General features: G+C 39.7%; 21 protein-coding genes. All 21 read left to right on the top strand.

Annotated features, from left to right (window positions below):
- The first annotated feature begins 2 nt into the window (after window positions 1-2).
- The 21 genes from ribF to yfmH all read left to right on the top strand — a co-directional run bounded on the left by ribF (window position 3) and on the right by yfmH (window position 25,845).
- Window positions 3-953 carry a bifunctional riboflavin kinase/FAD synthetase gene (gene ribF, locus GNT69_RS16860; protein WP_203556148.1) on the top strand — a complete coding sequence of 317 codons (951 nt, stop codon included), beginning with the start codon at window positions 3-5 and terminating at the stop codon, window positions 951-953.
- A 122-nt stretch (window positions 954-1,075) separates the two neighbouring features.
- Entirely contained in the window at window positions 1,076-1,345 is a 270-nt protein-coding gene (rpsO, locus tag GNT69_RS16855; RefSeq protein WP_203556147.1) for a 30S ribosomal protein S15, read from the top strand.
- A gap of 305 nt (window positions 1,346-1,650) precedes the next feature.
- Window positions 1,651-3,768 (top strand): polyribonucleotide nucleotidyltransferase, encoded by a 2,118-nt coding sequence (pnp, locus tag GNT69_RS16850; protein ID WP_203556146.1) that lies wholly within the window; start codon window positions 1,651-1,653, stop codon window positions 3,766-3,768.
- A gap of 638 nt (window positions 3,769-4,406) precedes the next feature.
- Window positions 4,407-5,381 (top strand): polysaccharide deacetylase family protein, encoded by a 975-nt coding sequence (locus GNT69_RS16845; RefSeq protein WP_203556145.1) that lies wholly within the window; start codon window positions 4,407-4,409, stop codon window positions 5,379-5,381.
- 120 nt (window positions 5,382-5,501) lie between these two features.
- Window positions 5,502-6,737 (top strand): M16 family metallopeptidase, encoded by a 1,236-nt coding sequence (locus GNT69_RS16840; RefSeq protein WP_203556144.1) that lies wholly within the window; start codon window positions 5,502-5,504, stop codon window positions 6,735-6,737.
- A 309-nt stretch (window positions 6,738-7,046) separates the two neighbouring features.
- Window positions 7,047-7,289, top strand: coding sequence for a YlmC/YmxH family sporulation protein (locus tag GNT69_RS16835; RefSeq protein ID WP_203556143.1), 243 nt, complete (start codon window positions 7,047-7,049; stop codon window positions 7,287-7,289).
- 166 nt (window positions 7,290-7,455) lie between these two features.
- A complete protein-coding gene (gene dpaA / locus GNT69_RS16830; protein WP_203556142.1) occupies window positions 7,456-8,358 on the top strand; it encodes a dipicolinic acid synthetase subunit A in 903 nt (300 codons plus the stop codon).
- Complete coding sequence (locus GNT69_RS16825) at window positions 8,355-8,954, top strand: dipicolinate synthase subunit B (RefSeq protein WP_203556141.1); 600 nt, start codon at window positions 8,355-8,357, stop codon at window positions 8,952-8,954. The genes dpaA and GNT69_RS16825 overlap by 4 nt, the downstream gene beginning before the upstream one ends.
- 194 nt (window positions 8,955-9,148) lie before the next feature.
- Complete coding sequence (gene asd / locus GNT69_RS16820) at window positions 9,149-10,198, top strand: aspartate-semialdehyde dehydrogenase (RefSeq protein WP_203556140.1); 1,050 nt, start codon at window positions 9,149-9,151, stop codon at window positions 10,196-10,198.
- Window positions 10,199-10,232: 34 nt separating this feature from the next.
- On the top strand, window positions 10,233-11,456 hold the full coding sequence (gene dapG / locus GNT69_RS16815) for an aspartate kinase (RefSeq protein WP_203556139.1): 1,224 nt from the start codon (window positions 10,233-10,235) through the stop codon (window positions 11,454-11,456).
- Between the two features lie 87 nt (window positions 11,457-11,543).
- Window positions 11,544-12,434 (top strand): 4-hydroxy-tetrahydrodipicolinate synthase, encoded by an 891-nt coding sequence (dapA, locus tag GNT69_RS16810; protein ID WP_203556138.1) that lies wholly within the window; start codon window positions 11,544-11,546, stop codon window positions 12,432-12,434.
- Window positions 12,435-12,536: 102 nt separating this feature from the next.
- On the top strand, window positions 12,537-14,210 hold the full coding sequence (locus GNT69_RS16805; RefSeq protein ID WP_203556137.1) for a ribonuclease J: 1,674 nt from the start codon (window positions 12,537-12,539) through the stop codon (window positions 14,208-14,210).
- Between the two features lie 120 nt (window positions 14,211-14,330).
- Complete coding sequence (locus tag GNT69_RS16800; protein ID WP_203556136.1) at window positions 14,331-15,065, top strand: ClpP family protease; 735 nt, start codon at window positions 14,331-14,333, stop codon at window positions 15,063-15,065.
- Window positions 15,062-15,274, top strand: coding sequence for a YlzJ-like family protein (locus tag GNT69_RS16795; protein WP_203556135.1), 213 nt, complete (start codon window positions 15,062-15,064; stop codon window positions 15,272-15,274). The genes GNT69_RS16800 and GNT69_RS16795 overlap by 4 nt, the downstream gene beginning before the upstream one ends.
- A 150-nt stretch (window positions 15,275-15,424) precedes the next feature.
- Window positions 15,425-17,761, top strand: a complete 2,337-nt coding sequence (locus GNT69_RS16790; RefSeq protein ID WP_203556134.1) for a DNA translocase FtsK — start codon at window positions 15,425-15,427, stop codon at window positions 17,759-17,761.
- A gap of 291 nt (window positions 17,762-18,052) precedes the next feature.
- Window positions 18,053-19,174 carry a BMP family ABC transporter substrate-binding protein gene (locus GNT69_RS16785; protein ID WP_203556133.1) on the top strand — a complete coding sequence of 374 codons (1,122 nt, stop codon included), beginning with the start codon at window positions 18,053-18,055 and terminating at the stop codon, window positions 19,172-19,174.
- 198 nt (window positions 19,175-19,372) lie between these two features.
- Entirely contained in the window at window positions 19,373-20,908 is a 1,536-nt protein-coding gene (locus GNT69_RS16780; RefSeq protein ID WP_203556132.1) for an ATP-binding cassette domain-containing protein, read from the top strand.
- Window positions 20,901-21,947 (top strand): ABC transporter permease, encoded by a 1,047-nt coding sequence (locus tag GNT69_RS16775; protein WP_203556294.1) that lies wholly within the window; start codon window positions 20,901-20,903, stop codon window positions 21,945-21,947. Before GNT69_RS16780 ends, GNT69_RS16775 begins: the two co-directional genes overlap by 8 nt.
- Window positions 21,948-22,907 (top strand): ABC transporter permease subunit, encoded by a 960-nt coding sequence (locus GNT69_RS16770; protein ID WP_203556131.1) that lies wholly within the window; start codon window positions 21,948-21,950, stop codon window positions 22,905-22,907.
- A gap of 374 nt (window positions 22,908-23,281) precedes the next feature.
- Window positions 23,282-24,559, top strand: coding sequence for an EF-P 5-aminopentanol modification-associated protein YfmF (yfmF, locus tag GNT69_RS16765; RefSeq protein ID WP_203556130.1), 1,278 nt, complete (start codon window positions 23,282-23,284; stop codon window positions 24,557-24,559).
- Window positions 24,559-25,845, top strand: coding sequence for an EF-P 5-aminopentanol modification-associated protein YfmH (gene yfmH / locus GNT69_RS16760; protein ID WP_203556129.1), 1,287 nt, complete (start codon window positions 24,559-24,561; stop codon window positions 25,843-25,845). The genes yfmF and yfmH overlap by 1 nt, the downstream gene beginning before the upstream one ends.
- Window positions 25,846-25,870 lie beyond the last annotated feature (25 nt).

Below are 25,870 nucleotides of genomic sequence, written 5' to 3'. Positions count from 1 at the left end.
AAGTGAAATTGATAAAACTAAACCATCCACATTCATTTAAGCGAAAAGATTTTCCACCATTAGCCATGGCCCTTGGTTATTTTGATGGTGTTCACTTAGGGCATCAAGAAGTGATATTAAATGCGAAAAAAAAGGCCGATTCTCTTGGTTTGAAAAGTGCTGTGATGACATTTGATCCACATCCATCCGTTGTGTTGGGAAAAGTGGTCCAACATGTTGAGTACATTACTCCATTAGAGGAAAAGATTCAAGTGATTGAAGAACTTGGAATCGAATATTTATTCGTGGTTCATTTCACACTCGAGTTTGCCAATCTTCTTCCGCAGGAATTTATTGATGATTTTATCATTAAATTGAACGTAAAACAGGTCATTGCAGGATTCGATTTTACGTATGGAAAAATGGGAAAGGGAACGATGGAAACAATCCAATTTCATTCTAGAGAAGAGTTCGACTATTCCATTGTGCCTAAACTTGAAACAAATGGAGAAAAAATTAGCTCAACATTGATTCGCTCCTCTTTGCGCGAAGGTAGGATGGAGATTATTCCTACCTTACTGGGAAGAAATTATACGACAAGTGGAGTTGTTAGCCATGGGGATAAGCGTGGTAGAACCATTGGCTTTCCGACAGCAAATGTGGCGATTTCAGAAGAATATATATTGCCTCCAACAGGAGTGTATGCGACACGAATAAAAGTTGACCGAAAGTGGCATACTGGAGTGTGTAATTTAGGCTACAAACCAACATTTAACAATGACAGTCCGAATAACCCTACGATTGAGGTCCATATCTTTGATTTTTCGGAGCAAATATATGGGAAAACCGTCGTTGTTGAGTGGCATAAAAAGCTGCGTGATGAACAAAAATTTCCTGGAATTAATGAATTGGTAGCGCAGATTGAACAAGATAAACAAGCTGCGATCGCTTACTTTAAAAAAACGTACGCTTAACCTTGCTTTTTTTTACGAAAAGTTGTATTCTAGTTAACGTACCAAAACGAACCTTTGCTTGGCAAGTCGAGTCACCGACGCTTGCTCGGTAACAGGGGATCTTACTTAGGAGGTGAATTCGGATGGCAATCACAAAAGAACGTAAAAATGAACTTATTAATGAGTTTAAGACACACGAAAATGATACTGGTTCTCCAGAAGTTCAAATCGCTGTCCTTACTGCAGAAATCAATACTTTGAATGAACATTTACGTGTTCATAAAAAAGACCACCACTCACGTCGCGGTCTATTGAAAATGGTTGGTAAGCGTCGTAATCTTTTAACTTACCTTCGTAATAAAGACGTTACACGTTACCGTGAATTAATCAACAAGCTTGGTTTACGTCGATAATTTTCAGAAGCGGGATTTTTTCCCGCTTTTTTATTGTGTAAATAAACCTTTTAAGTATAAAATTAATTACATAATCAATCTTCTTTTTAAAGATTGTTTTTTCTGTACATAATAAGGGTATAGCAAGTCTTCGAAAAATCAAAATAGGCTTAGGTTTGCTTTTTGACAAAAAATGTTACTACTTAGGAAATGGAAATGAACAGCTGTCTTTTAGCAGTTGTTATCATCATATATTTATGTTTATTGCAGCATGCATGGATAAGACTTGCTGCATAACGGATCTAAGTAAGAGAGGGGCTTAATGAATGGAGCAAGAAAAACAATTATTTGAATTAGACTGGGCCGGCCGCAAACTGAGCGTTGAAATTGGTCAGTTGGCAAAACAGGCAAACGGTGCAGTTTTAGTACGCTATGGCGATACCGCTGTACTTAGTACTGCAACAGCTTCAAAGGAACCAAAAAACTTGGATTTTTTCCCACTGACCGTTAATTATGAGGAGCGGCTTTATGCTGTCGGAAAAATCCCAGGTGGTTTTATAAAAAGGGAAGGGCGCCCTAGTGAGAAAGCGATACTATCTAGTCGATTAATCGACCGACCGATTCGCCCATTATTTGCCGATGGTTTCCGTAATGAAGTGCAAGTGATTTCGATTGTCATGAGTGTTGACCAAGACTGTCCTTCAGAAATGGCAGCGATGCTTGGTTCATCTTTAGCATTATCCGTTTCTGACATTCCTTTTGAAGGGCCGATTGCTGGTGTCATTGTTGGGCGTATCGATGGAAAGTTCGTCATCAATCCAACCATAGATGAAGCAGAAAATAGCGATATGCATTTAACTGTTGCTGGAACAAAAGATGCCATTAATATGGTTGAAGCTGGGGCTAAAGAAGTTCCAGAAGAAGTAATGCTTGAAGCGATTATGTTTGGACACGAAGAAATTAAAAAGTTAATTGCCTTCCAAGAAGAAGTGGTTGCAAAGGTTGGCAAGGAGAAAACCGAAATAAAATTATTTGAAATAGACAGCGATATTGAGGCAGAGGTACGTGCTCTATGTGAACAAGATATGCTAGCTGCCATTCAAGTAAAAGAAAAGCATGCACGTGAAGATGCCATTAAAGAGGTAAAAAATCGAGTGCTTGCTAAATATGAAGAAGAAGAAACAGATGATGCAAAGATGAAGCAAGTCAAGATGATTCTGGATAAAATTGTTAAAGGTGAAGTTCGCCGTTTAATTACGGAAGAAAAAGTTCGCCCAGATGGACGTGGAGTCGATGAAATTCGCCCGTTATCTTCTGAAATAGGCATTCTTCCTCGTACCCATGGCTCGGGATTATTTACTCGTGGGCAAACTCAAGCTTTAAGTATTTGTACACTTGGAGCAATGGGTGATGTGCAAATTTTGGACGGGCTAGGCCTTGAAGAAGAAAAGCGCTTCATGCATCACTACAACTTCCCGCAATTTAGTGTTGGGGAAACCGGTCCGATTCGTGGTCCTGGACGTCGAGAAATTGGGCACGGAGCCTTAGGTGAGCGGGCCTTGGAACAGGTCATTCCATCTGAGAAGGATTTTCCATATACGATTCGCCTCGTATCTGAAGTTCTTGAATCAAATGGTTCAACTTCACAAGCGAGTATTTGTGCAAGTACATTAGCGATGATGGATGCGGGTGTACCAATTAAGGCACCTGTAGCAGGAATTGCTATGGGACTTATAAAGTCTGGAGAACATTATTCAATTTTAAGTGATATTCAAGGGATGGAAGATCATCTCGGTGATATGGACTTTAAAGTAGCTGGTACTGCTAAAGGGGTAACCGCTTTACAGATGGACATTAAAATTGATGGTCTTTCTCGTGAAATATTGGAGGAAGCATTGCAACAAGCGAAAACTGGCCGGATGCAAATTCTTGACTCAATGCTGGCTACAATTGAACAGCCACGTAAACAGCTTTCCGCCTATGCGCCGAAAATCTTAATGATGGCGATCAACCCTGATAAAATCCGCGACGTCATTGGACCTAGTGGAAAACAAATCAATAAAATTATTGAGGAAACAGGCGTGAAAATTGATATCGAACAAGATGGAACAGTATTTATTGCATCTACTGACCAGGAGATGAATGAAAAAGCAAAGCGCATTATCGAGGACATTGTTCGCGAAGTAGAAGTAGGACAAATGTACTTAGGAAAAGTGAAACGAATCGAAAAATTTGGTGCATTTGTTGAAATTTTCAATGGAAAAGATGGCCTTGTTCATATTTCTGAGCTTGCTGAAGAACGCGTTGGTAAGGTCGAGGATGTTGTAAAAATCGGCGATGAACTCCTTGTGAAGGTAACAGAAATCGATCGTCAAGGTCGTGTAAACCTTAGCCGCAAAGCAGTCTTAAAAGAACAGCGTGAAAAAACGGAACAAAAAGAATAATATAAGCAAAAATCCGGGGGAGACCCTGGTTTTTTTTAGCTAAAACCAGGAAAGAGGCTCGCCAAGTGGCGAGTTTTTGTGCAAATAGTGGGTCCCGAGTACTGGGTAAAAGCATAGCTAATATTGTATGCTTTTTGCAGAAAAGGTCATTTATGTGGACATTTTTCCGAAGAGATTCGAAGGTTTTTTGAACGATAATGCTGGTAACGCGTTTTTTAATCCAAGTACTTGGATTAAAAACACCAAATTTCGTTAATATATTGCTAGTACTGGTAATAAAACGCTGTAAAATGAAGAGTTAATCCGAGTACTAGTAATAAAACGAGGTCAGAAGGTCGATATAATCCCTGTACTAGCAATAAAAAACGACCCAAAATCGGTTTAATCCAAGTACTAGCAAAAAAACAACCCTATAATCACGGTTAATCCGAGTACTAGTAATAATACTTAATTCCTATTTTTGAACAACCGGGCAGTTCCATTTGCCGGGTTTCTTTTACCTTAGAGGACAATTCCACATTCATGTTCGTTGCTGTGAATCTTGTTTTCTTCGGTTCCTCGTTCTACCTTGTCCGAATTTCACATAACCTTAACTATAGAGAACCAAATAGGGCTTCTGTGAAGGAGGTTAAGGGTAAGTGAAAAGAATTGTTACGCTAGTGATCATCCTTACATGTACATGGTTAATTGTGAATAACCCATATACACGACATTATATTACGACCTTGAAAATGGAATCAGTTCCTGTTTCAGGAAAAGAAGAAAATACTCTCTATCATGAAATTGAATCAAAGGCAGCTAACTATGAGGTTGAGCCTATAGATGCGAAAATTGACCCCGTATGGAAGGCGATACCTGGGTATAATGGACTAAAGGTGAACGTTGAAGAATCCTATAAAAAAATGAAAGATCGAAATCGATTTTCAGAAGAGTTGCTTGTGTATGATGAAGTGAAGCCAAAGGTTCATTTAAGGGATCTTCCTCCAGCAGCTATTTATAAGGGAAATCCTGAAAAGCCAATGGTCAGCTTTATCATTAATGTTGCATGGGGGAACGAATATTTGTCTGACATGCTGGCAACGTTAAAGAAACATCATATTACAGCCACTTTTTTCCTTGAAGGAAGATGGGTGAAAAATCACCCGGAATTAGCGAAGATGATTGTTGAAGCTGGACATGAGGTTGGGAATCATTCATTTAGCCATCCTGATATGAAGAGCCTTTCAAGTGGAAGAATTCATGAAGAAATCAAGAGAACAAATGAAGTGATTGAGGCGACGACAGGGAAAAGACCACATTGGTTTGCTCCGCCAAGTGGAAGTTATAAAGAAGAGGTAGCTAAGGTAGCTGCTGTACATCGCTTAGGGACAGTGATGTGGAGTGTTGACACGATTGATTGGCAAAAGCCTTCTCCAGAAGTACTAACTCAAAGAGTAACCTCAAAGCTGCATAATGGAGCAATGATCTTAATGCATCCGACCGATTCAACAACAAAAGCACTTAATGGATTGATTACCGAAATTAAAGCAAGAGATTTACAAATCGGCCCCGTTTCTGAATTATTGAGCGAAGAACGTATTATGAACAGGGATATGAAACAGAATGTGGAATGACAGGTAAAATATTATTGGTAAATATGAAAAAAAAACCTTCATTTTGGAAAAAGTAACAAAAATGAAATATACTTAGTTATTGCAGGATTAGTTTTTAAACTATCCAAAGGAGGGGTCATTTTGATTAAAAAATATACATGCCAGAATGGAGTCCGAATTGTGCTTGAAAATATCCCTACGGTTCGTTCTGTTGCCATAGGAGTCTGGATTGGAACTGGTTCTAGAAATGAGAATAAAAAAAATAACGGGATTTCTCATTTCCTTGAGCATATGTTTTTTAAAGGCACGAAAACAAGGACGGCAAGGGAAATTGCAGAGTCATTTGATAGTATTGGCGGACAAGTAAACGCATTTACTTCCAAGGAATATACGTGCTATTATGCAAAGGTTCTTGATGAGCACTCACAATTTGCCCTTGAAGTCCTCGCCGATATGTTCTTTCATTCTACCTTTGAATCGGGCGAATTGGATAAAGAAAAAAATGTTGTTTATGAAGAAATTAAAATGTATGAGGACACACCTGATGACATTGTCCATGATTTATTAAGCAGAGCAATTTATGACGAGCATTCACTAGGCTACCCAATCCTTGGGACCGAGGAAACATTAAAGACGTTTACAGCTGATACTTTAAAACAATATATGCACGATACATACACTCCTGAAAACGTAGTGATTTCGATTGCTGGGAACATTGAAGAAACCTTTATCTCGAGTGTTGAAAAGCTTTTTGGATCGTATGAAGCAGGGAAGGAACAAATAGAGTGTCAACAACCAGCTTTTCACGCAAATCAAATTTCACGGAAAAAGGATACAGAGCAGGCTCATCTTTGTATCGGCTTTGAAGGCTTGCAAATAGGGGATCCTGAAGTTTATAGTCTGATTACCTTAAATAATATTTTAGGCGGCAGTATGAGCAGTCGCTTATTTCAAGATGTGAGAGAGCAGCGTGGGTTGGCGTATTCGGTATTTTCCTACCATTCCGCATTTAAGGATACAGGAGTTTTAACTGTTTATAGTGGGACTGGAGCGAAGCAATTAAATGTACTATTTGAAACGATTCAGGAAACGTTAAATAAGCTAAAATCAGAAGGAATTACAGATAAAGAGTTAAACAATAGTAAAGAGCAATTAAAGGGAAGTTTAATGCTTAGTCTTGAGAGTACAAATAGTCGGATGAGTCGTAACGGGAAAAATGAATTAGTACTAGGATATCATCGTTCTCTTGATGAAATTATTGAGCAAATCAATGATGTGACAAAAGAAAAAGTCGATCAACTTGCTAATCGGATTTTTACCGATCAATATTCAGTTTCATTAATTAGCCCTGACGGGAATCTACCTAAATTAGGTTAAATTTAAAGTCTGGTCGAATTAAAGTGTACCTTTTGCAAAGGACATTTTAAAGGCCCAGGCTTTTTTTAGCTAATAGGAAAGTATAAATTTTTAAATTTATACTTTCCTAACGCATAAGGGCAATAAGGTTTTTCTTTGGGCTTTAGCCCTTAGAAAAATCAATCAGGCTCCGCGTGACTACGCCTCTGTCTTCGCCCTTAGGGGCTCGCCAATCGGCGAGTTTTCTTTATGGTATTTTATGGACAGCTATTCTAATTAGGCATTCATATTGATACATATAGATATAACAATAGTGGGAGGGAAGCTGAGATGAGATTAAGTGAATTAGGTGGGAAGGAAATCGTTGACGTCAAAAAAGCAGAACGTCTTGGGGTTTTGGGGCAAACGGATTTAGAAATCGATGAAAAAACGGGCCAAATAAAAGCATTGATTATTCCCTCAATGAAATGGTTTGGTTTAAAAAGGCAAGGGGGAGAGGTTAGGGTTCCGTGGAATCATATTAAAAAAATAGGGACGGATATGGTCATCATTGACGTCGTTGATGAAGAATGATGACAAATATGGGAAAGAATTACGTGGAGGCGGGAAATATTCCGTCTTTTTTTTTTTTTCAACCGGAAATCAGCAGATAACTCACCAGACAGGAACCTATAACATATGATGTTGAAGTAATAAAAAAATTCCTGTTCTATTCTAGAAAAAGAAGGTGATTATTCTTATGCTGACAGGAATGCAAATCGCTGTAATAGGTGGTGATGCCAGACAGCTTGAGATTATCCGTCAGCTGACAGAGCATGACGCCAAGTTATCACTAATTGGTTTTGAACAATTGGATCACGCCTTTACAGGAGCAGCGAAAGAGAAGATAGAGGAAATCGATTTTTCAGTGCAAGATGCACTTATTCTTCCAGTTCGCGGAACTGATTTAGAAGGTCAAGTAGATACGGTTTTTTCGAATGAAAAAATCATTTTAACAAAGGAAATGTTAGTGCAACTACCACCCCACGCCATCATTTTTTCGGGCATTAGTAATTCATATTTGGATGGAATGACAAAAGAGGCAAACCGACGTCTAGTAAAGCTTTTTGAACGCGATGATGTCGCCATTTATAATTCCATCCCAACAGTTGAAGGTACAATTATGATGGTCATTCAGCATACCGACTTCACTATTCATGGTTCAAAAGTGGCTGTATTAGGATTAGGAAGGGTAGGGTTAACAGTTGCCCGTACGTTCCAAGCTTTAGGAGCAAAGGTGAAAGTTGGAGCGAGAAAAAGTGAGCATAAAGCAAGAAGTATGGAGATGGGTTTTACCCCATTTCAACTAGAGGATCTTCAAGATAATGTAAAGGATATCGATATTTGTATTAATACCATTCCAGCTCCGATTGTGAGTGCATCTGTTATCTCTAAGATGCCACCTCATACTCTTATCATTGACTTAGCTTCAAAACCAGGTGGAACAGATTTTCGCTATGCTGAAAAAAGGGGAGTGAAAGCATTGCTTGCTCCTAGTCTTCCTGGAATTGTCGCTCCGAAGACAGCAGGTCAAATACTTGCAAGTGTCTTAATAAAGCTGCTTAAAGAGGATATGAATAAAAGGGAGGATTCACAAGAATGAGCTTACAAGGGAAACGTATCGGTTTTGGTTTAACAGGCTCGCATTGCACGTATGATGAGGTCTTTCCAGAAATCGAAACTTTAGTTAATGAAGGGGCCGAAGTCGTTCCAATCGTGTCTTGGACTGTAGAATCGACAGATACAAGGTTTGGAAAAGGGGAAGACTGGATTCAAAGAATAGTTGACTTAACCGGTAATGAGCCGATTAATTCAATAGTAAAAGCTGAACCATTGGGACCGAAATTTCCGCTAGACTGTATGGTTATATCTCCGATGACAGGAGTTTCTCTGAGTAAATTTGCAAATGCAATGAATGATTCACCTGTCTTAATGGCTGCAAAAGCAACGTTAAGAAATCAAAAACCGGTTGTACTCGGAATATCTACGAATGATGCGTTAGGATTAAATGGCGTCAATATTATGAGATTAATGGCAACGAAAAATATTTATTTTATTCCATTTGGTCAGGATGATCCTGAGAAAAAGCCAAACTCTATGGTCGCAAGAATGAGCATGACGAAAGCAGCGATTCTTGCGGCAATGGAAGGTCAGCAACTTCAGCCGGTGATTATTGAACGTTTTCGTGATAGTGTGTAGACCGTATTCGTCATCGTTTAATCACATCCGATTGTCCATGAAACAAAATCTCCCCTTTTAATCGTCGTTGAATATGATAAAATAAATGAAAATATAAAATTGGCAGATGAATTGATAGAATTTCTGCTTGTTAAGTATTTCTTACAATCCGGCAAACGTCGGTTAAATCAACTTTTGGAAGGGGAACTTAAAATATGCCGCAAGAGAGAAGATTTAATGTAGCAGTAGTGGGAGCAACAGGAGCTGTTGGACAACAAATCATTCAAACTTTAGAGGATCGCGATTTACCGATTTCGAAATTAACCTTACTATCATCAGCAAGATCAGCAGGAAAAAAGGTTTTATATAAAGGGCAGGAAATAACAATAGAGGAAGCGAAGCCAGAAAGCTTTGAAGGGATTGACATTGCTCTTTTCAGTGCAGGAGGAAGCATCTCTAAAGTATTAGCACCTGAAGCTGTAAAGCGTGGAGCAATCGTTGTTGATAATACAAGTGCATTCCGTATGGATGAAGAAGTACCGCTAATTGTACCAGAAGTGAATGCAACAGATTTATACGAGCACAAAGGAATTATTGCAAATCCGAACTGTTCAACGATTCAAATGGTAGTAGCATTAGAGCCTTTACGTCAAAAGGTAGGTTTAAAGAAAGTAATCGTTTCTACGTACCAAGCCGTTTCAGGAGCTGGAGCAGCGGCCATCCAAGAAATGGAAGAGCAAACGAAAGCCATTTTAGACGGGGAAGAAGTAGAACCGCAAATCTTGCCGGTAGGTGCACTTGATAAACACTATCAAATTGCTTTCAATGCGATTCCACAAATTGATAAGTTTGAGGAAAATGGCTTCACTTTTGAAGAAATGAAAATGATCAATGAAACGAAGAAAATTATGCATTTGCCAGAACTTGAAGTAGCAGCTACATGTGTGCGTTTACCTGTTGGAACGGGACATTCTGAATCCGTTTATTTTGAAATTGAAAAAGATGGCATCAGTGCGGACGAAGTAAAGGCAATGCTAGCTGACGCGCCTGGAATCGTATTACAGGATGACCCAGCACAACAAATTTACCCGATGCCTGCGTATTGTGTTGGTAAAAGAGATGTTTTTGTTGGACGCATCCGTAAAGACCTAGATAATGAACAGGGGTTCCATATGTGGGTTGTTTCAGATAACTTATTAAAAGGAGCAGCATGGAATTCCGTTCAAATTGCTGAAAAATTAATTGAACTTGGTTTGGTAAAATAATTAGTAATCAAGAGAGCATCTTAGAGGTGTTACGATGAGAATAATCGTCCAAAAATTTGGTGGTACGTCTGTGCGCAATAGTGAGAGCCGGACACATGCCGTGAACCATATAAAAAAAACAACTTCAGAGGGATATAAAGTAGTAGTTGTTGTTTCAGCGATGGGAAGGAATGGGGATCCGTATGCAACGGATACCCTTTTATCCCTCGTTGGCGGAAATCAAAATTCGTTAAAGCCAAGGGAGACTGATCTTTTACTCTCTTGTGGGGAGATTATTTCCAGTGTTGTCTTTACGAATCAGCTTTTGCTGAGTGGTTTAAAGGCAACTGCGCTTACTGGCTCACAAGCAGGTTTTTTAACGAATGGCGAGCATACAAGTGCTAAGATTATTGAAATGAAGTGCGAGCGTTTATTAAAAGAGTTAGATGAAGTCGACGTCGTGGTTGTCGCAGGCTTCCAGGGAGCCGCTTCGAATGGAGACATTACTACAATTGGCAGAGGTGGAAGTGATACTTCAGCGGCTGCACTTGGGGCTGCTTTAAATGCTGAAAGAGTCGACATTTTCACTGATGTTGAAGGGATTATGACAGCTGATCCAAGAATCGCTGACAATGCGAGACCTTTGTCGATTGTCACTTACACAGAGGTTTGTAATATGGCCTATCAAGGGGCCAAGGTGATTCATCCTCGTGCAGTTGAAATTGCGATGCAAGCAAAAGTACCGATTCGGATTCGGTCCACGTACTCGGATAGCCTAGGAACGCTTGTAACCGATCATAACGCAATCCAAAGAAAAGGTAGTGATATTCGAGAACGGCTTATAACAGGGATTGCCCACGTTTCCAATGTCACACAGGTGAAAGTTTTCGCGAAAAAAGATCAATACAATCTCCAGTCAGAAGTGTTTAAAGCAATGGCGAATGATCGTATTTCTGTAGATTTTATCAATATTTCACCAAAAGGTGTCATCTACACTGTTTCTGAGGAGATGACAGACCGTGCGATTTCAATTTTAACGAGTCTCGGGCATGAACCACATATAGAACGGAATTGTGCCAAAGTTTCGGTTGTTGGTGCAGGAATGGCTGGTGTACCGGGGGTCACTTCGAAAATTGTCACGGCTTTATCAGAAAAAGGCATTCGGATTTTACAGTCTGCAGACAGCCATACTACTATTTGGGTACTTGTTAAAGAAGAGGACCTTAGTCTCGCGGTTAACGCATTGCATACTGCCTTCGAACTGGAAAAAAACATTTAGGCGAGACAGTGTGTTCACCTAAGAACCAATGGGGCTGAAGAGAACCCCCACTGGATGAAGTTTCACTTTATAAAGGAGTGGATCAAAATGGTCCAATTTGGCCGTGTTTTGACTGCGATGGTCACCCCTTTTGACAATAAGGGGCATATTGATTTTGTAAAGACGACCCAACTGGTCAATCATTTAATAAATACAGGGACGGAATCTCTAGTTGTTGCTGGAACGACTGGGGAATCTCCGACACTTACGAAAGAAGAGAAGATCGCCTTATTTGAGCATGTCGTTAATGTGGTTAATAATCGAGTCCCTGTAATCGCTGGGACTGGAGGCAATAACACGTACGCTTCAGTAGAGTTAACGAAAAAGGCAGCCCAGCTTGGGGTTGATGGAATCATGGTTGTTGCCCCATATTATAATAAACCAAATCAGGAAGGGCTTTTTCAACATTTTAAATCAGTTGCAGAAAGTACTGAATTGCCAATCATGGTTTATAATATCCCGAGTCGTTCGGCGGTAAATATTCTACCCGAAACGATCATTCGTCTCGCAGAAATTCCAAATATCGTTTGTGTGAAAGAAGCGAGTGGAGATTTAAACGCGATGACAAAAATTATCGCAAATACACCAGATGATTTCCTCCTTTATAGCGGGGACGACAGTATGACATTACCGGTCCTAGCTGTTGGCGGGCACGGAGTTGTATCGGTTGCTTCTCATATTATTGGGAGTGAAATGCAGGAAATGGTTCAAGCCTACCTAAGCGGAAAAAATGGGGAAGCAGCACAACTGCATCAGGAATTATTACCGTTAATGCAAGGCTTGTTTCTTGCCCCAAATCCAACCCCAGTGAAAACAGCACTCCAAATGCAAGGTCTTGATGTCGGTGCCGTACGATTGCCACTTGTACCCCTAAATGAGCAAGAACGAGGAATGCTCTTTCAGATTGTAAATGAAATTAAAAAATCAACCAGCCATTAAGGCAGGTTGATTTTTTTTACAGTTGTAAAGGGTTTCTTGAATCAAGTATAATAGCTATAACTGGTCATGGTCGGCCCATAACAGCAAGGAGGAAGCTGAAACTTGAATACGAAAGTGAATGAAACCATCAAGGTAATACCCTTAGGTGGGGTCGGAGAGATTGGCAAAAATATGTATCTCACAGAAGTAGATGGAGACATATTTATTGTTGATGCAGGCTTGATGTTCCCGGAGGATGAAATGCTCGGTATTGATGTTGTCATCCCCGATATTACCTACTTAATTGAAAATAAGGAAAGAGTCCAAGCTATTTTTTTAACCCACGCACATGAAGACCATATCGGTGCATTGTCTTACCTCTTACAGAAAATAAATGTTCCGGTATATGGGACAAGACTCACCATTGCTCTAGCAAAGGAAAAAATGAAGGAACAAGATTTTCAAGGCAAGGCGGATTTAAGAGTCATCCACTCAGGGTCAAGATTAAAATTTGCTTCTGCACTAGTTACATTTTTCAAAACCAATCATAGCATTCCAGATTCGGTGGCTGTTTGTATCCACACTTCAGAAGGGGCGATCGTTCACACGGGTGATTTTAAATTCGATCAAGCTGCCTCAAAGTTATATCAACCTGAAATTGGAAAAATGGCTAGTATCGGGGAAAAGGGCGTTCTTTGCCTTTTATCTGATAGTATCGGAGCTGAAAACCCTGGTTATACTGACTCTGAAGAAATCATCGCTCGCGAATACTCGAACACGTTCGAGCTTGCTCAAGGAAGAGTGATTGCGGCTTGTTTTGCTACCGATGTAAGTCGTATCCAGCATATTTTTAACAGTGCAAGTGAGAGTCAAAGAAAAGTGGCGCTCGTCGGAAAAAGTCTTAAACGCACGTTAGAAAAAGTAATCGAGCTCGGTTACCTTGAGGTTGATGAGGAACTCATTTGTCCTATTGGAGAAATCAAACAGTATGCCGACAATGAACTCGTGATTTTGATTACGGGAAATCAAGGTGAACCAATTGAAGCTTTACAGAAAATGGCGAGGAGAAATCATCCAGTCATCAATATTCAAGAAGGGGATACTGTGTTAATTCCAATCTCTCCTTTATCGAACAGTGAAGTATTCATAAACAAAACCATTGATTTGCTTTATCGAGCAGGAGCAACTGTTCTTTCTGGAAAAGGTATGATTGATGTATCCAGTCATGGAAGTAAAGAAGAGTTAAAATTTATGATTAACCTGATGAAACCAAAATTCTTTATTCCTGTTCATGGCGAATATAAAATGCTAAAAGCCCATGAAAAAATAGCACAACAATGTGGAATTACCAAAGATCATATAATTGTCCCTGACCGCGGAGAGGTTATTGAATTTATTGACGGCAAAATTCACTCCGTCGAGCGCGTCCCAGCCGGAAACGTACTCATCGATGGAATTGGGATAGGCGACGTTGGAAATATCGTTTTAAGAGATCGCCGATTGCTTTCCCAAGATGGTGTACTGATTGTTGTTGTTACGTTAAATCGAACGGAGCGGAAAATTGCAGCTGGACCAGAAATTATTTCACGAGGATTCGTTTATGTTCGTGAGTCCGAAGAACTAATTAGTGAGTCAGAGGCAATTGTCAAAGAGGTTGTTGAAAAAGTGATTTCCCGTGAGACGTTTGACTGGACTAGTTTAAAGCAGGAAATGAGAGAAGCATTAAATTATCATTTATATAATAAAACAAAGCGTCGGCCAATGATTATGCCTATATTAATGGAAGTGAAGAATTAACCTAAGAAAAACGCTGGAATCTGGCGTTTTTCTTTTTTTTACTTTATGTTCTTGCCTGCATGAAATGGTTATTATTGCCCATACTAATTTTTATACTATGTCTGTAGGGGGTAATAATGGATGCAAACGAATGAAACAAATCCCGAAAAACAGGAAGGACAGAAAGAAGAAAAATCCTCCCTGATGGAGAAAATTCAACAGCTAGGTCAGACAAATGTGCCCCAGCTTTCGCAGGATTCCAAAATTCACTGTTTAACAATAGTTGGTCAAATTGAGGGGCACGTACAACTGCCTCCACATAATAAGACAACAAAATATGAACATCTTATTCCACAGTTGGTGGCGATTGAACAAAATCCAAATATAGAAGGACTTATGGTGATCTTGAATACAGTGGGGGGAGACGTTGAGGCTGGGCTTGCGATATCCGAAATGATGGCCTCTTTATCGAAGCCTACTGTTTCGATTGTTTTAGGCGGAGGACACTCAATTGGGGTGCCAATTGCCGTGTCATGTGATCATTCTTTTATCGTTGAGACGGCTACGATGACCATTCATCCGATTCGATTAACAGGCCTCGTTATTGGCGTCCCGCAAACATTTGAATATCTAGATAAAATGCAAGAACGTGTCATCCGTTTTGTGACGAGTCATTCAAATGTTACTGAGGAAAAGTTCAAGGATCTAATGTTTGCAAAAGGAAACTTAACAAGGGATATTGGAACGAATGTAGTGGGTTCCGATGCTGTTGATATGGGATTAATTGATGAGGTTGGTGGAATTGGTCAAGCTATGCGTAAACTAAATGAACTAATCGATCATAAAAAGCAAGAGGGTGAGGGGATGCTTCAATGATTCTTTATACGATGATGCCTCAAGAGCTTATCTTCCCGGAACAAGAAAACCAAGATGAATCGCAGCTCATGCTCAATTATAAAGGTATTCAAGTCCTAGCAGAACAAGAGGATGCAAGAAGTTATCGAATTGTACGTGTGATGAGCACAGACCCTTCTCATTATTTAAACCCTGATTATACGCCTGGGACAAAAATTTCCTTTTCATAGAACGAATGTTTGACCAACCTTTATAGTCCTTATGTTATAATAAAGTGACTCTTTGATAAGCAGCCTAGACAGGCTGCTTATTTTCTTCTACCCGGTTGATTGATTTGGATTTGTTCATAAAGTTTTGTAGACTAGATTATAGGTGATAAGATGGTGAAAAAGAAAAGAAGAACTCAAAAAGGTGACCAATTAAAAACAACAATGAAATACGAACTTACAGGATTAATACTGATTGCCTTAGCGATCATTGCGATGGCTGAGCTTGGAGCTGTTGGAAAGGCGGTTGTTCTGTTTTTCCGCTTTTTTATGGGTGAGTGGTACATGATTGGCCTGATAGGGCTTATCATCTTTAGTTGTTATATTATGTGGAAAAGGCAACTCCCATTTTTATTTCAAACAAAGCTATTTGGTACATATTTAATTATTGGAGCGATCCTATTATTAAGCCATGTAACATTATTTGAGCTGTTGTCTAATGGAGGGAAATTTGAAAATCCGAGCGTAATCGCAAACACATGGGATCTTTATAAAATGGATGTAAGAGGCGAATCAAGTACTGGTGATCTAGGCGGGGGTATGATTGGAGCTATTTTATTTGCTACATTCTATTTTTTATTTGACTCAGTTGGCTCACAAATATTTGCCTTTGTTTTAATTATCATCGGAATTATTTTAATTACCGGAAGGACATTTGGAGATGCAGCCGGTAAGGTCCTTAATAGTATTGGGAACTTTCTTAAAAAACAATGGATTGCCTTTATAGAGGATTTGAAAGAATGGCAGCAGCAGTATATGGATAAAAAAGAGGAAAAAGCTCAGGTGAAAAAAGAAATAAAGCCCGTCAATGAGAAAAAAAGCTCTGATCGAACGGGAAAAACAGATATGGTGGAAGCTGAATTACAACCATCAGAGCCGATTATTTCCAGTTTTGCTGAAAGAGCCTATTTGGATGATCTCGTAGAGGATCAGAAGAAAGAAGAGGTTAAAGAACAAAGGGAAGAAGAACCCAATGAAGAGATCGACGAAACTCCTCCAACAATTACCTTTACAGAAGTGGAAAACACGGCATACGAACTGCCGTCTATTAACTTATTAAAAAGACCAAATAAGACGGATCAAAGTGGGGAGTATGAGCTCATTCACGCAAATGCTGCTAAATTAGAAAGAACCTTTCATAGCTTTGGAGTGAAAGCGAAAGTGACACAGGTTCATTTAGGTCCAGCTGTGACGAAATATGAAGTTCATCCGGATGTTGGTGTGAAGGTTAGCCGTATCGTAAGTCTTCATGATGATTTAGCTTTGGCTTTAGCTGCGAAAGATATCCGCATTGAAGCACCGATTCCTGGAAAATCGGCCATAGGAATTGAAGTACCGAATTCAGAAGTGGCAATGGTGTCTTTACGAGAAGTGCTAGAAGCAAAGGAAAAGAACAAACCAGAATCAAAATTACAAATTGCGCTTGGGCGTGACATAACGGGTGAGGCTGTACTCGCGGAATTGAATAAGATGCCTCATCTTCTCGTAGCCGGAGCAACCGGGAGTGGAAAGAGTGTTTGTATCAATGGAATTATTACAAGTATCCTTATGCGCGCAAAGCCTCATGAAGTAAAATTAATGATGATTGATCCAAAGATGGTTGAGTTAAACGTATATAATGGGGTTCCGCATTTGCTTGCACCGGTTGTGACGAATGCGAAAAAGGCCTCACAAGCTTTGCAAAAAGTAGTAAACGAAATGGAACGTCGGTATGAATTGTTTTCCCATACCGGTACAAGAAATATTGAAGGATATAATGACTATGTAAAAAGGATGAATGCCGACGACGAAATGAAGCAGCCGTTGTTGCCATATATCGTTGTCATCGTTGATGAGTTGGCAGACTTGATGATGGTTGCTTCGTCGGATGTTGAAGATTCGATAACGAGATTAGCGCAGATGGCGCGAGCTGCCGGTATTCATCTTATTATTGCCACACAGCGTCCGTCTGTTGATGTCATTACAGGAGTGATTAAAGCGAATATTCCATCGCGAATCGCATTTGCCGTATCATCTGCGACGGACTCCCGGACGATTCTTGATATGGGTGGAGCAGAAAAACTATTAGGTAGAGGAGATATGCTGTTTTTACCAGTAGGAGCATCAAAGCCTGTGCGATTACAAGGAGCCTTCTTATCAGATGAAGAGGTCGAAGAAGTGGTCGATTTTGTGATTGGCCAACAAAAAGCACAATATCAAGAAGAGATGATTCCTGAAGATATTCCTGAAACGACATCAAAAGTGGATGATGACATATACGATGATGCCGTTGAATTAGTTGTTGATATGCAGACCGCATCTGTGTCGATGCTGCAGCGGCGATTCAGAATTGGCTATTCTCGAGCCGCACGACTAATTGATGAAATGGAACAGCGCGGGATTGTCGGGCCATATGAAGGAAGTAAACCGCGAACCGTGTTAATTTCAAAATCTGACGAAGTAAGCTCATAATCAAGAAGGATTAGGAAGTGTTAAAACCAACACTTCCTTTTTTGTCTTTATTTTTTGACTGGTGCCCTTCTGCAAGACCAAGATTATCCCCTTTATATAAATATTTACAAATTTTTACCAACTTCTTTTCCGTATGAAAACAATTCTTTTTTTCCAATGCTAGAAGAAGGGTCTGGAATTTTAAAGCCGTAGTTTAGTTTCCATGTCTTAGGAACAAAAACGACTTTAATTGCTAACGGTTGAAATCTTCCTTTACTACTAACTCATTCATCTTATAGGGGGGTACTGAATGTGAAAAAGCGTAAATTTGGTTTAGCCCTATCGCTCATATTGGCTGCAGGAACAATTCTTGGAGCTTGTGGCGGTGGTGGCAAAGATGAAGCAGAAAGAAAAGGTGGCGGAGCTGGGGATACTGGCGATAGGACCGAGGAGACGTTTAAAGTTGCAATGGTTACCGATACAGGTGGAGTTGATGACAAATCCTTTAATGAATCTGCTTGGAAAGGCATTAAGGAATTCGGAGAAGAAAATGGCTTAACGGAAGGTGAAGGCTATACTTACTTGCAATCGAAGTCTGATGCGGACTACACAACAAATTTAAATTCACTTGCTAGAAAGGGTTTCAACCTTATCTATGGAGTAGGTTTCTTAATTCAAGAATCCTTAAATGAAATTGCGGGCCAGCAAACCGAGACTCAATTTGGCATTGTGGATGCTGTCGTTGAACAACCAAATGTAGTCAGCATTCTTTTCAGGGAGCAAGAGTCCTCTTTTCTTGCAGGCGTGGTAGCAGGACTAACAACAGTATCCGATAAAATTGGGTTTATCGGCGGAGTCTCTGGAGAAGTAGTTGGGCGTTTTGAAGCAGGATTTAGCGCAGGAGTAAAGACAGTGAATCCTAAGGCCGATTTAGACATTCAATATGCTGAGGATTTTGAAGCTGCTGAAAAAGGGCAAGCCATTGCTTCAAAGATGTATGCTTCTGGTGTGGATGTCATTTTCCATGCTGCTGGGGCTACCGGAAACGGTCTTTTAAAAGAAGCGCGTGACCTTAAGAAAAAAGATCCAGAAAGAAACGTGTGGGTAATTGGTGTTGACTCTGACCAAAGCAATGAAGGTGTTGTCGAAATTAATGGGGAAGAAAAGAATGTGGTCATTACTTCCGCATTAAAGCGAGTAGATGTCGCTGTTAAAGATATTTCTAAACGGGCAATGGAAGGAGACTTCGCGGGTGGGGAAACGGTGGTTTACACACTTGCTGATGATGGAGTTGGCTTAGCTTCAATTAATGATGAGGTTGAAGCAAAAGCTGAGATTGAAGAAAGAGTAAAAGAGTTTTCTGAGCGAATCAAGAGCGGTGAACTTGTTATCCCAGGTACAAAAGAAGAACTTGAAGATTTTTCTGCTGAGTAGCTAACAAAAGGCTTGGCGTTTTCTCTGAAGAGACGCCAAGCTACCATTATTTTTAAGCATATAAAACCTTAACTGAAGGGTAGGAATTAAACCTGCATTTCATTTAAGGTTTTTAGGGTAGTCCCCTTTTAGATTGATGGTAGGGCCTGAATTCCTCCTACCTATTCTTTTTTTACATAATGTTGGGGAGTGAAATGAGTGGAACATGTAATTGAAATGCTCAATATTCGTAAAGAATTTTCCGGTTTCGTGGCAAACGACAATATTACGTTACAACTAAAAAAAGGAGAAATTCATGCTTTACTAGGGGAGAATGGAGCGGGAAAATCGACGCTTATGAATGTATTGTTTGGATTGTACCAGCCAGAGGCTGGGGAAATTAAAGTAATGGGCGAAACAGTTCAAATAACAGATCCAAATGTAGCAAATGATTTAGGTATCGGCATGGTGCATCAGCATTTTATGCTTGTTGACACTTTTACAGTCACGGAAAATATTATTCTTGGGCAAGAGGTTACTAAAGGTGGAATGATTGACTTAAAGACTGCGGATGAAGAGGTTAGAAAGCTCTCAGAAAAATATGGACTAAGTGTTGACCCTAAGGCGAAAATTACCGACATATCTGTAGGAATGCAGCAACGCGTTGAGATATTAAAAACGCTTTATCGTGGAGCGGACATTTTAATCTTTGACGAACCGACAGCCGTGTTAACTCCTCAAGAGATTAAAGAATTGATTCAAATTTTGAAAACACTGATCAAGGAAGGTAAATCAATTATTTTAATTACTCATAAATTAAAGGAAATTATGGAAGTGTGTGACCGTGTTACGGTCATACGAAAGGGGAAGGGAATTGGTACGGTAAATGTAAGTGAAACAAACCCGAATGATCTTGCAAGTATGATGGTTGGCCGCGAAGTCGTTTTTAAAACAGAAAAAACGGAAGCACAGCCTGATGAGGATGTACTTCAAATTAACAACTTAGTTATTAAAGATTCTCGTGGAATCGAAGCTGTTAGGAGTCTAAATTTAACGGTTCGCGCTGGTGAGATTCTTGGGATTGCTGGGATTGATGGCAATGGCCAGACCGAATTAATTGAAGCTATCACTGGTTTACGAAAAGCAGAGAGTGGTAGCGTTAAAATTAATGGGACAGAAGTGATTAATCAACCCCCAAGGAAAATCATTGAATCCGGGCTGGCCCATATTCCTCAGGACCGTCATAAGCATGGTCTTGTATTAAATTATACGGTTGGTGAAAATATCGTTCTGCAAACGTATTATAAAAAGCCCTTTTCAAATTCAGGGTTAATGAACTTTAAAAAGATTTATGAACAAGCTCGAGCGCTAATTACTGAATTTGATGTCCGAACACCTAGTGAATATACTCCTGCAAGAGCCTTATCTGGTGGAAATCAGCAAAAAGTAATCATTGCTAGAGAGGTAGACAGAGATCCAGATATTTTAATCGCAGCTCAACCTACACGCGGGCTTGATGTTGGGGCGATTGAATTTATTCATAAAAGATTAATTGAACAGCGCGATAACGGGAAAGCTGTGCTCTTAATTTCGTTTGAATTAGATGAAATTCTCAATGTGAGCGACCGGATTGCGGTTCTTTATGAAGGGCAAATTGTAGCAATCGTTGATCCAAAAGAAACAACAGAACAGGAACTGGGTTTACTGATGGCAGGATCTAAGGGGAAGAAAGTGGGTGAAGAGTCAAATGTCTAACCGAGTGAGAAATGTACTAATCCCAATCATTGCCGTATTCTTAGGAGTGTTGTTCGGAACGATTATTATGGTTGTAAGCGGTTATAATCCAATTGCCGCTTTTACTGCACTTTGGAATGGTGCATTTGGCGATGTTTATTATGCCGGTGAGGTGATACGGCAAATAACACCATATATTCTCGCTGGACTGGCTGTTGCCTTTGCCTTTCGAACAGGCCTTTTTAATATTGGTGTCGAAGGTCAGCTGCTAATGGGTTGGGCGGCAGCAGTTTGGATCGGAGTCTCTATTGAGTTGCCTAAAATCATCCATTTGCCGCTAGCCGTATTAGTAGCAGGAGTTGCCGGAGGACTTTGGGCATTTATTCCTGGCTATTTAAAAGCGAGATTTAGAGTGCATGAGGTTATTGTTACGATCATGTTAAATCATACCGCGCTTTATTTAACGAATCACTTTATCCGAACGGTGCTAACCGAAGGCAAAGAGCGTTCAGACATGATTTTTGTTTCAGCTTCGCTTCGCTCGCCTTTCTTTGAAAGAATTACCGAATATTCACGAATGCACTGGGGAATAACAATAGCAATTATTTGTGCAATTATCATGTGGTTTATTCTTGAAAAAACGACAACAGGATTTGAACTTCGTGCGGTTGGTTTTAATGAGCATGCCTCCAAATATGCGGGGATGAATGTAAAGCGGAATATTATTTTATCAATGGTGATATCTGGAGTTTTTGCTGGTTTAGCAGGTGCAATGGAAGGTTTGGGGACATTCGGTTATACAGCAGTTAAGGGCGGGTTCACCGGAGTCGGTTTCGATGGTATTGCTGTTGCCTTACTTGGCGCAAATACCGCGATTGGCGTCGTGCTCGCAGCAATCTTGTTTGGCAGTTTGAAAGTCGGCGCGTTGAATATGCCATTGGAAGCCGGAGTACCTAATGAACTTGTTGATATTATTATTGCAATGATTATTATCTTTGTAGCCTCTAGTTACATTATTCGGTGGTTTATCGAACGTATTAGCAAAAAGGGGGTGAAGTAAGTGGGATTGATGGATATTCTTCAAATTGTCATTCCGTCTACTCTTTTGTGGGCAGCTCCACTTATTCTCACTGCATTAGGCGGGATCTTCTCGGAACGTTCAGGTGTGATTAACATTGGACTGGAAGGTTTAATGGTTGTTGGTGCGTTTACGGGAATTGTTTTTAACCTAAGTACAGTAAACATTTTAGGAAATTGGACTCCGTGGATTGCTCTCTTGGCAGCTGCACTTGTGGGCGCAGCGTTTTCGGCCATTCATGCAGTTGCTTCAATTACTTTTCGTGCAGATCATACCGTTTCAGGAGTAGCAATCAATTTATTAGCTGTTGGCGTCACGTTATTTCTTGTGAAGTTAATTTATGATAAAGGTCAAACAGATATTATTCAAAAAGGTTTTAGAAAAATTGATATCCCCTTCCTAACTGATGTTCCAATTATTGGGCCAATCTTCTTTTCAAATACGTATTGGACATCATTTGTCGCAATTCTTGTTGCAATTATTGCCTGGTTTGTCGTTTATAAAACATCATTTGGACTTCGTCTCCGCTCAACAGGGGAGCATCCGATGGCTGCAGATACGATGGGAGTCAACGTAACGAAGATGCGTTATATAGGTGTCCTACTTTCCGGAGCTCTCGGAGGTCTTGGCGGAGCGATTTATTCGCAATCGATTTCCTCAGATTTTAGTCATTCCACGATTAGCGGTCAAGGTTTCATGGCGCTAGCAGCGATGATTTTTGGAAAATGGCACCCGCTCGGTGCGATGGGCGCCGCAATCTTCTTTGGCTTTGCCCAAAGTATAAGTATTATTGGGAATAGTTTGCCGTTTTTGGAGAATGTACCTAATGTGTATTTATTAATCGCACCGTATATATTAACGATTCTCGCATTGACTGGCTTTATCGGACGAGCAGATGCACCGAAAGCATCAGGTACCCACTATGTTAAAGGAAGCCGCTAAAAAATATACGCGAAGGCTCTTAGAGATTTTTCTCTAGGAGTTTTTTTAAAAGATAAGAAAGTATAAAATTTCTGGAGTTAGAAAATGTCTAGCTCCAGCGCCTAGCCCCGACTGGTCTAGCCACTCCAGATTTGAAGACAAAGAGCGTCTTCTAATCTGGAGCGTCTTATGCTTGTCGGGGCTGACCAAGGCGCTTGCGCTTTTCTTATGCTCACATTAAGCTAAATGTCAAATACTTGTTTTAAGTGAAAACATGAAGGTATAGTAAGAATAGGTTCACATGTAAAGGAAAGAATAAATATAACATGAGCGTTTCATACATAAGATTTAATCATAACGTGCAAACAATTCGGACCATTTAAAGGAGGTACCACATGAGTGTGATTTCGGAATCGATAAAAGACATGAATGGTTATAAGCTTCATATCGTAAAAACGGAGAAATTTAAAACCAATACAATTGTTTGGAAAATGAAGGCACCACTAAGCAAAGAGACGGTCACAGAACGGGCTTTGCTGCCACACGTACTTCAAAGCAGTACAGCTGGGTTCCCGACAACGGCAAAACTAAGAGCTTATTTAGATGAGCTTTATGGCGCTAATTTATTTGTTGATGTGTCCAAAAAAGGGGAATATCAAGTGATTTCCTTGTCGATTGAACTTGCAAATGAAAAGTTCTTATCGGACTCCACTCCGCTACTCTCTAAGGGACTTGAATTATTATCTGAAATAATTACAAAGCCATTAACAGAGAACGGAGCTTTTGACAGAGAAACGATTGAAAATGAAAAGCGTACCTTAAAACAACGAATTCAGTCTGTTTACGATGATAAGATGCGATATGCAAATTATAGGCTAGTTCAAGAAATGTGTGAAGGAGAGCCTTATGCGCTTCATGTCAACGGTGAGCTTGAAGCGGTTGACGCGATAACAGCTAACTCATTATATGACTATTATGAGAAGGCGCTTTCTGAGGATGAATTAGACCTTTACGTAATTGGTGATGTCAACCCGAAAGAAGTTGAGGAGTCGGCAAATACATTGCTTCAGTTTTCTGAGCGCACGCCAGTTGAATCGAATTATTTGAATGGAGCTCGTAAGGAAGAAAAGGTGATTAAAGAGCAACAAGATGTAAAGCAAGGAAAATTGAATATCGGTTATCGCACGAACGTCAAATATGGAGATCAAGACTATTATGCTCTTCAAGTTTTTAATGGAATTTTTGGAGGTTTTTCTCATTCAAAACTTTTTTTAAATGTGAGAGAGAAAAATAGTTTAGCCTATTATGTAGGAAGTCGGTTGGAAAGTCATAAAGGGATAATGATGGTCATGTCTGGAATTGAGTTCAAAAATTTTGAACTCGCGGTCAATATTATTAAGGAACAGATGGAAGCAATGAAAACAGGGGCTTTTACAGATGAAGAGATGACGCAAACGAAGGCTGTTATAAAAAATCAATTGCTTGAAACAATCGATACTGCAAGAGGAATGGTCGAACTTTTGTATCATAATGTCGTATCAAAAATTCAGCTTCCTTTGGATGAGTGGTTGAAAGGGATGGAGACAACAACGAAGGATGAAATCATGAAAGTTGCCAATAAGGTGAACTTAGATACCATTTACTTCTTAACAGGAATGGAGGCGGCGGAGTAATGGAGAAAATCGCTTACGGGCAACTGCAAGAAGAATTATATTATGAAAAATTAGAAAATGGCCTAGATGTGTATATCCTTCCAAAAAAAGGATTCAATAAAACGTATGCTACATTTACTACAAAATACGGGTCAATCGATAATCACTTTAAGCCTTATGGAAAAACGGAGTTTGTAAAGGTTCCTGATGGAATTGCTCATTTTCTTGAACATAAATTATTCGAAAAGGAAGACGGGGATGTTTTTCAGCAATTTAGCCGTCAAGGTGCATCTGCAAATGCATTTACATCGTTTACCCGAACGGCCTATCTGTTTTCAAGCACATCGAATGTCGAAAAAAACTTGGAAACGTTAATGGACTTCGTTCAGGAGCCATATTTTACAGAAAAAACAGTTGAAAAAGAAAAGGGAATCATTGGGCAAGAAATTACGATGTACGATGATAATCCTGACTGGCGATTGTATTATGGAATTATTGAAAACATGTATGAAAGTCATCCAGTTAAAATTGATATTGCCGGAACGAAAGAAACGATTTCACATATTACGAAAGATATGCTTTATGAATGCTACAACACGTTTTATCATCCGAGCAATATGCTTCTATTCGTAGTGGGCTCCATTGATCCGAAAGAAATAATGAAACAAATAAAAGTGAATCAAGCGAAAAAAGAATACACAGTAAAACCAGAAATTGAACGACGTTTTGACCCGGAGATTGAGCATGTGGCGAAGAAAAAGCATGTTCTTAAGATGAATGTCCAAACGCCAAAATGTCTTGTTGGTATAAAGGCGCTTCCTTTAGAAGTGACAGGGACAGAAAAGCTTAAACTAGAACTTGCTACAAATATTTTGCTTGATATTTTGTTTGGTAAAAGTTCAGCCGGATACACGGAACTTTATAATCAAGGTTTAATCGATGATACATTTTCCTATGACTATAGCCAGGAACAAGGATTCGGTTTTGCCATTGTCGGCGGGGACACAGTAGATGCAGATCAATTGTCGGAAAAGCTAAAAAGAATTTTATTAGATGCAAAAACAGGGCCAGATGTAACTGAAGAAAATTTAAACCGAGCAACGAAGAAAAAAATTGGTACGTTTTTAAGAGCAATAAATTCACCGGAATACATTGCGAATCAATTTACGCGCTACGCTTTTAATGAAATGGACTTATTTGATGTTGTGCCCGTTTTAGAAAAGATTACAGTTGATGATATTAAGACAGCTGCATCTCGATTGGTTGATGAGGAGCGCTTTACTGTTTGTCAAGTTGTTCCAAAATAAGTTGCGTGGATAAAAAGGCAGGGTT

This window comes from Bacillus sp. B15-48, from assembly GCF_016879755.1.
Taxonomy (GTDB): domain Bacteria; phylum Bacillota; class Bacilli; order Bacillales; family Cytobacillaceae; genus Mesobacillus_B.
This window is presented reverse-complemented; position numbering and strand designations above follow the sequence as displayed.

What these genes read in the sequence shown, in the direction of transcription:
- rpsO (WP_203556147.1), top strand. Translation starts at nt 1,076, where the DNA reads ATGGCAATCACAAAAGAACGTAAAAATGAACTTATTAATGAGTTTAAG.
- pnp (WP_203556146.1), top strand. Translation starts at nt 1,651, where the DNA reads ATGGAGCAAGAAAAACAATTATTTGAATTAGACTGGGCCGGCCGCAAA.
- GNT69_RS16835 (WP_203556143.1), top strand. Translation starts at nt 7,047, where the DNA reads ATGAGATTAAGTGAATTAGGTGGGAAGGAAATCGTTGACGTCAAAAAA.
- dpaA (WP_203556142.1), top strand. Translation starts at nt 7,456, where the DNA reads ATGCTGACAGGAATGCAAATCGCTGTAATAGGTGGTGATGCCAGACAG.
- GNT69_RS16825 (WP_203556141.1), top strand. Translation starts at nt 8,355, where the DNA reads ATGAGCTTACAAGGGAAACGTATCGGTTTTGGTTTAACAGGCTCGCAT.
- asd (WP_203556140.1), top strand. Translation starts at nt 9,149, where the DNA reads ATGCCGCAAGAGAGAAGATTTAATGTAGCAGTAGTGGGAGCAACAGGA.
- dapG (WP_203556139.1), top strand. Translation starts at nt 10,233, where the DNA reads ATGAGAATAATCGTCCAAAAATTTGGTGGTACGTCTGTGCGCAATAGT.
- dapA (WP_203556138.1), top strand. Translation starts at nt 11,544, where the DNA reads ATGGTCCAATTTGGCCGTGTTTTGACTGCGATGGTCACCCCTTTTGAC.
- GNT69_RS16800 (WP_203556136.1), top strand. Translation starts at nt 14,331, where the DNA reads ATGCAAACGAATGAAACAAATCCCGAAAAACAGGAAGGACAGAAAGAA.
- GNT69_RS16795 (WP_203556135.1), top strand. Translation starts at nt 15,062, where the DNA reads ATGATTCTTTATACGATGATGCCTCAAGAGCTTATCTTCCCGGAACAA.
- GNT69_RS16790 (WP_203556134.1), top strand. Translation starts at nt 15,425, where the DNA reads ATGGTGAAAAAGAAAAGAAGAACTCAAAAAGGTGACCAATTAAAAACA.
- GNT69_RS16775 (WP_203556294.1), top strand. Translation starts at nt 20,901, where the DNA reads ATGTCTAACCGAGTGAGAAATGTACTAATCCCAATCATTGCCGTATTC.
- yfmF (WP_203556130.1), top strand. Translation starts at nt 23,282, where the DNA reads ATGAGTGTGATTTCGGAATCGATAAAAGACATGAATGGTTATAAGCTT.
- yfmH (WP_203556129.1), top strand. Translation starts at nt 24,559, where the DNA reads ATGGAGAAAATCGCTTACGGGCAACTGCAAGAAGAATTATATTATGAA.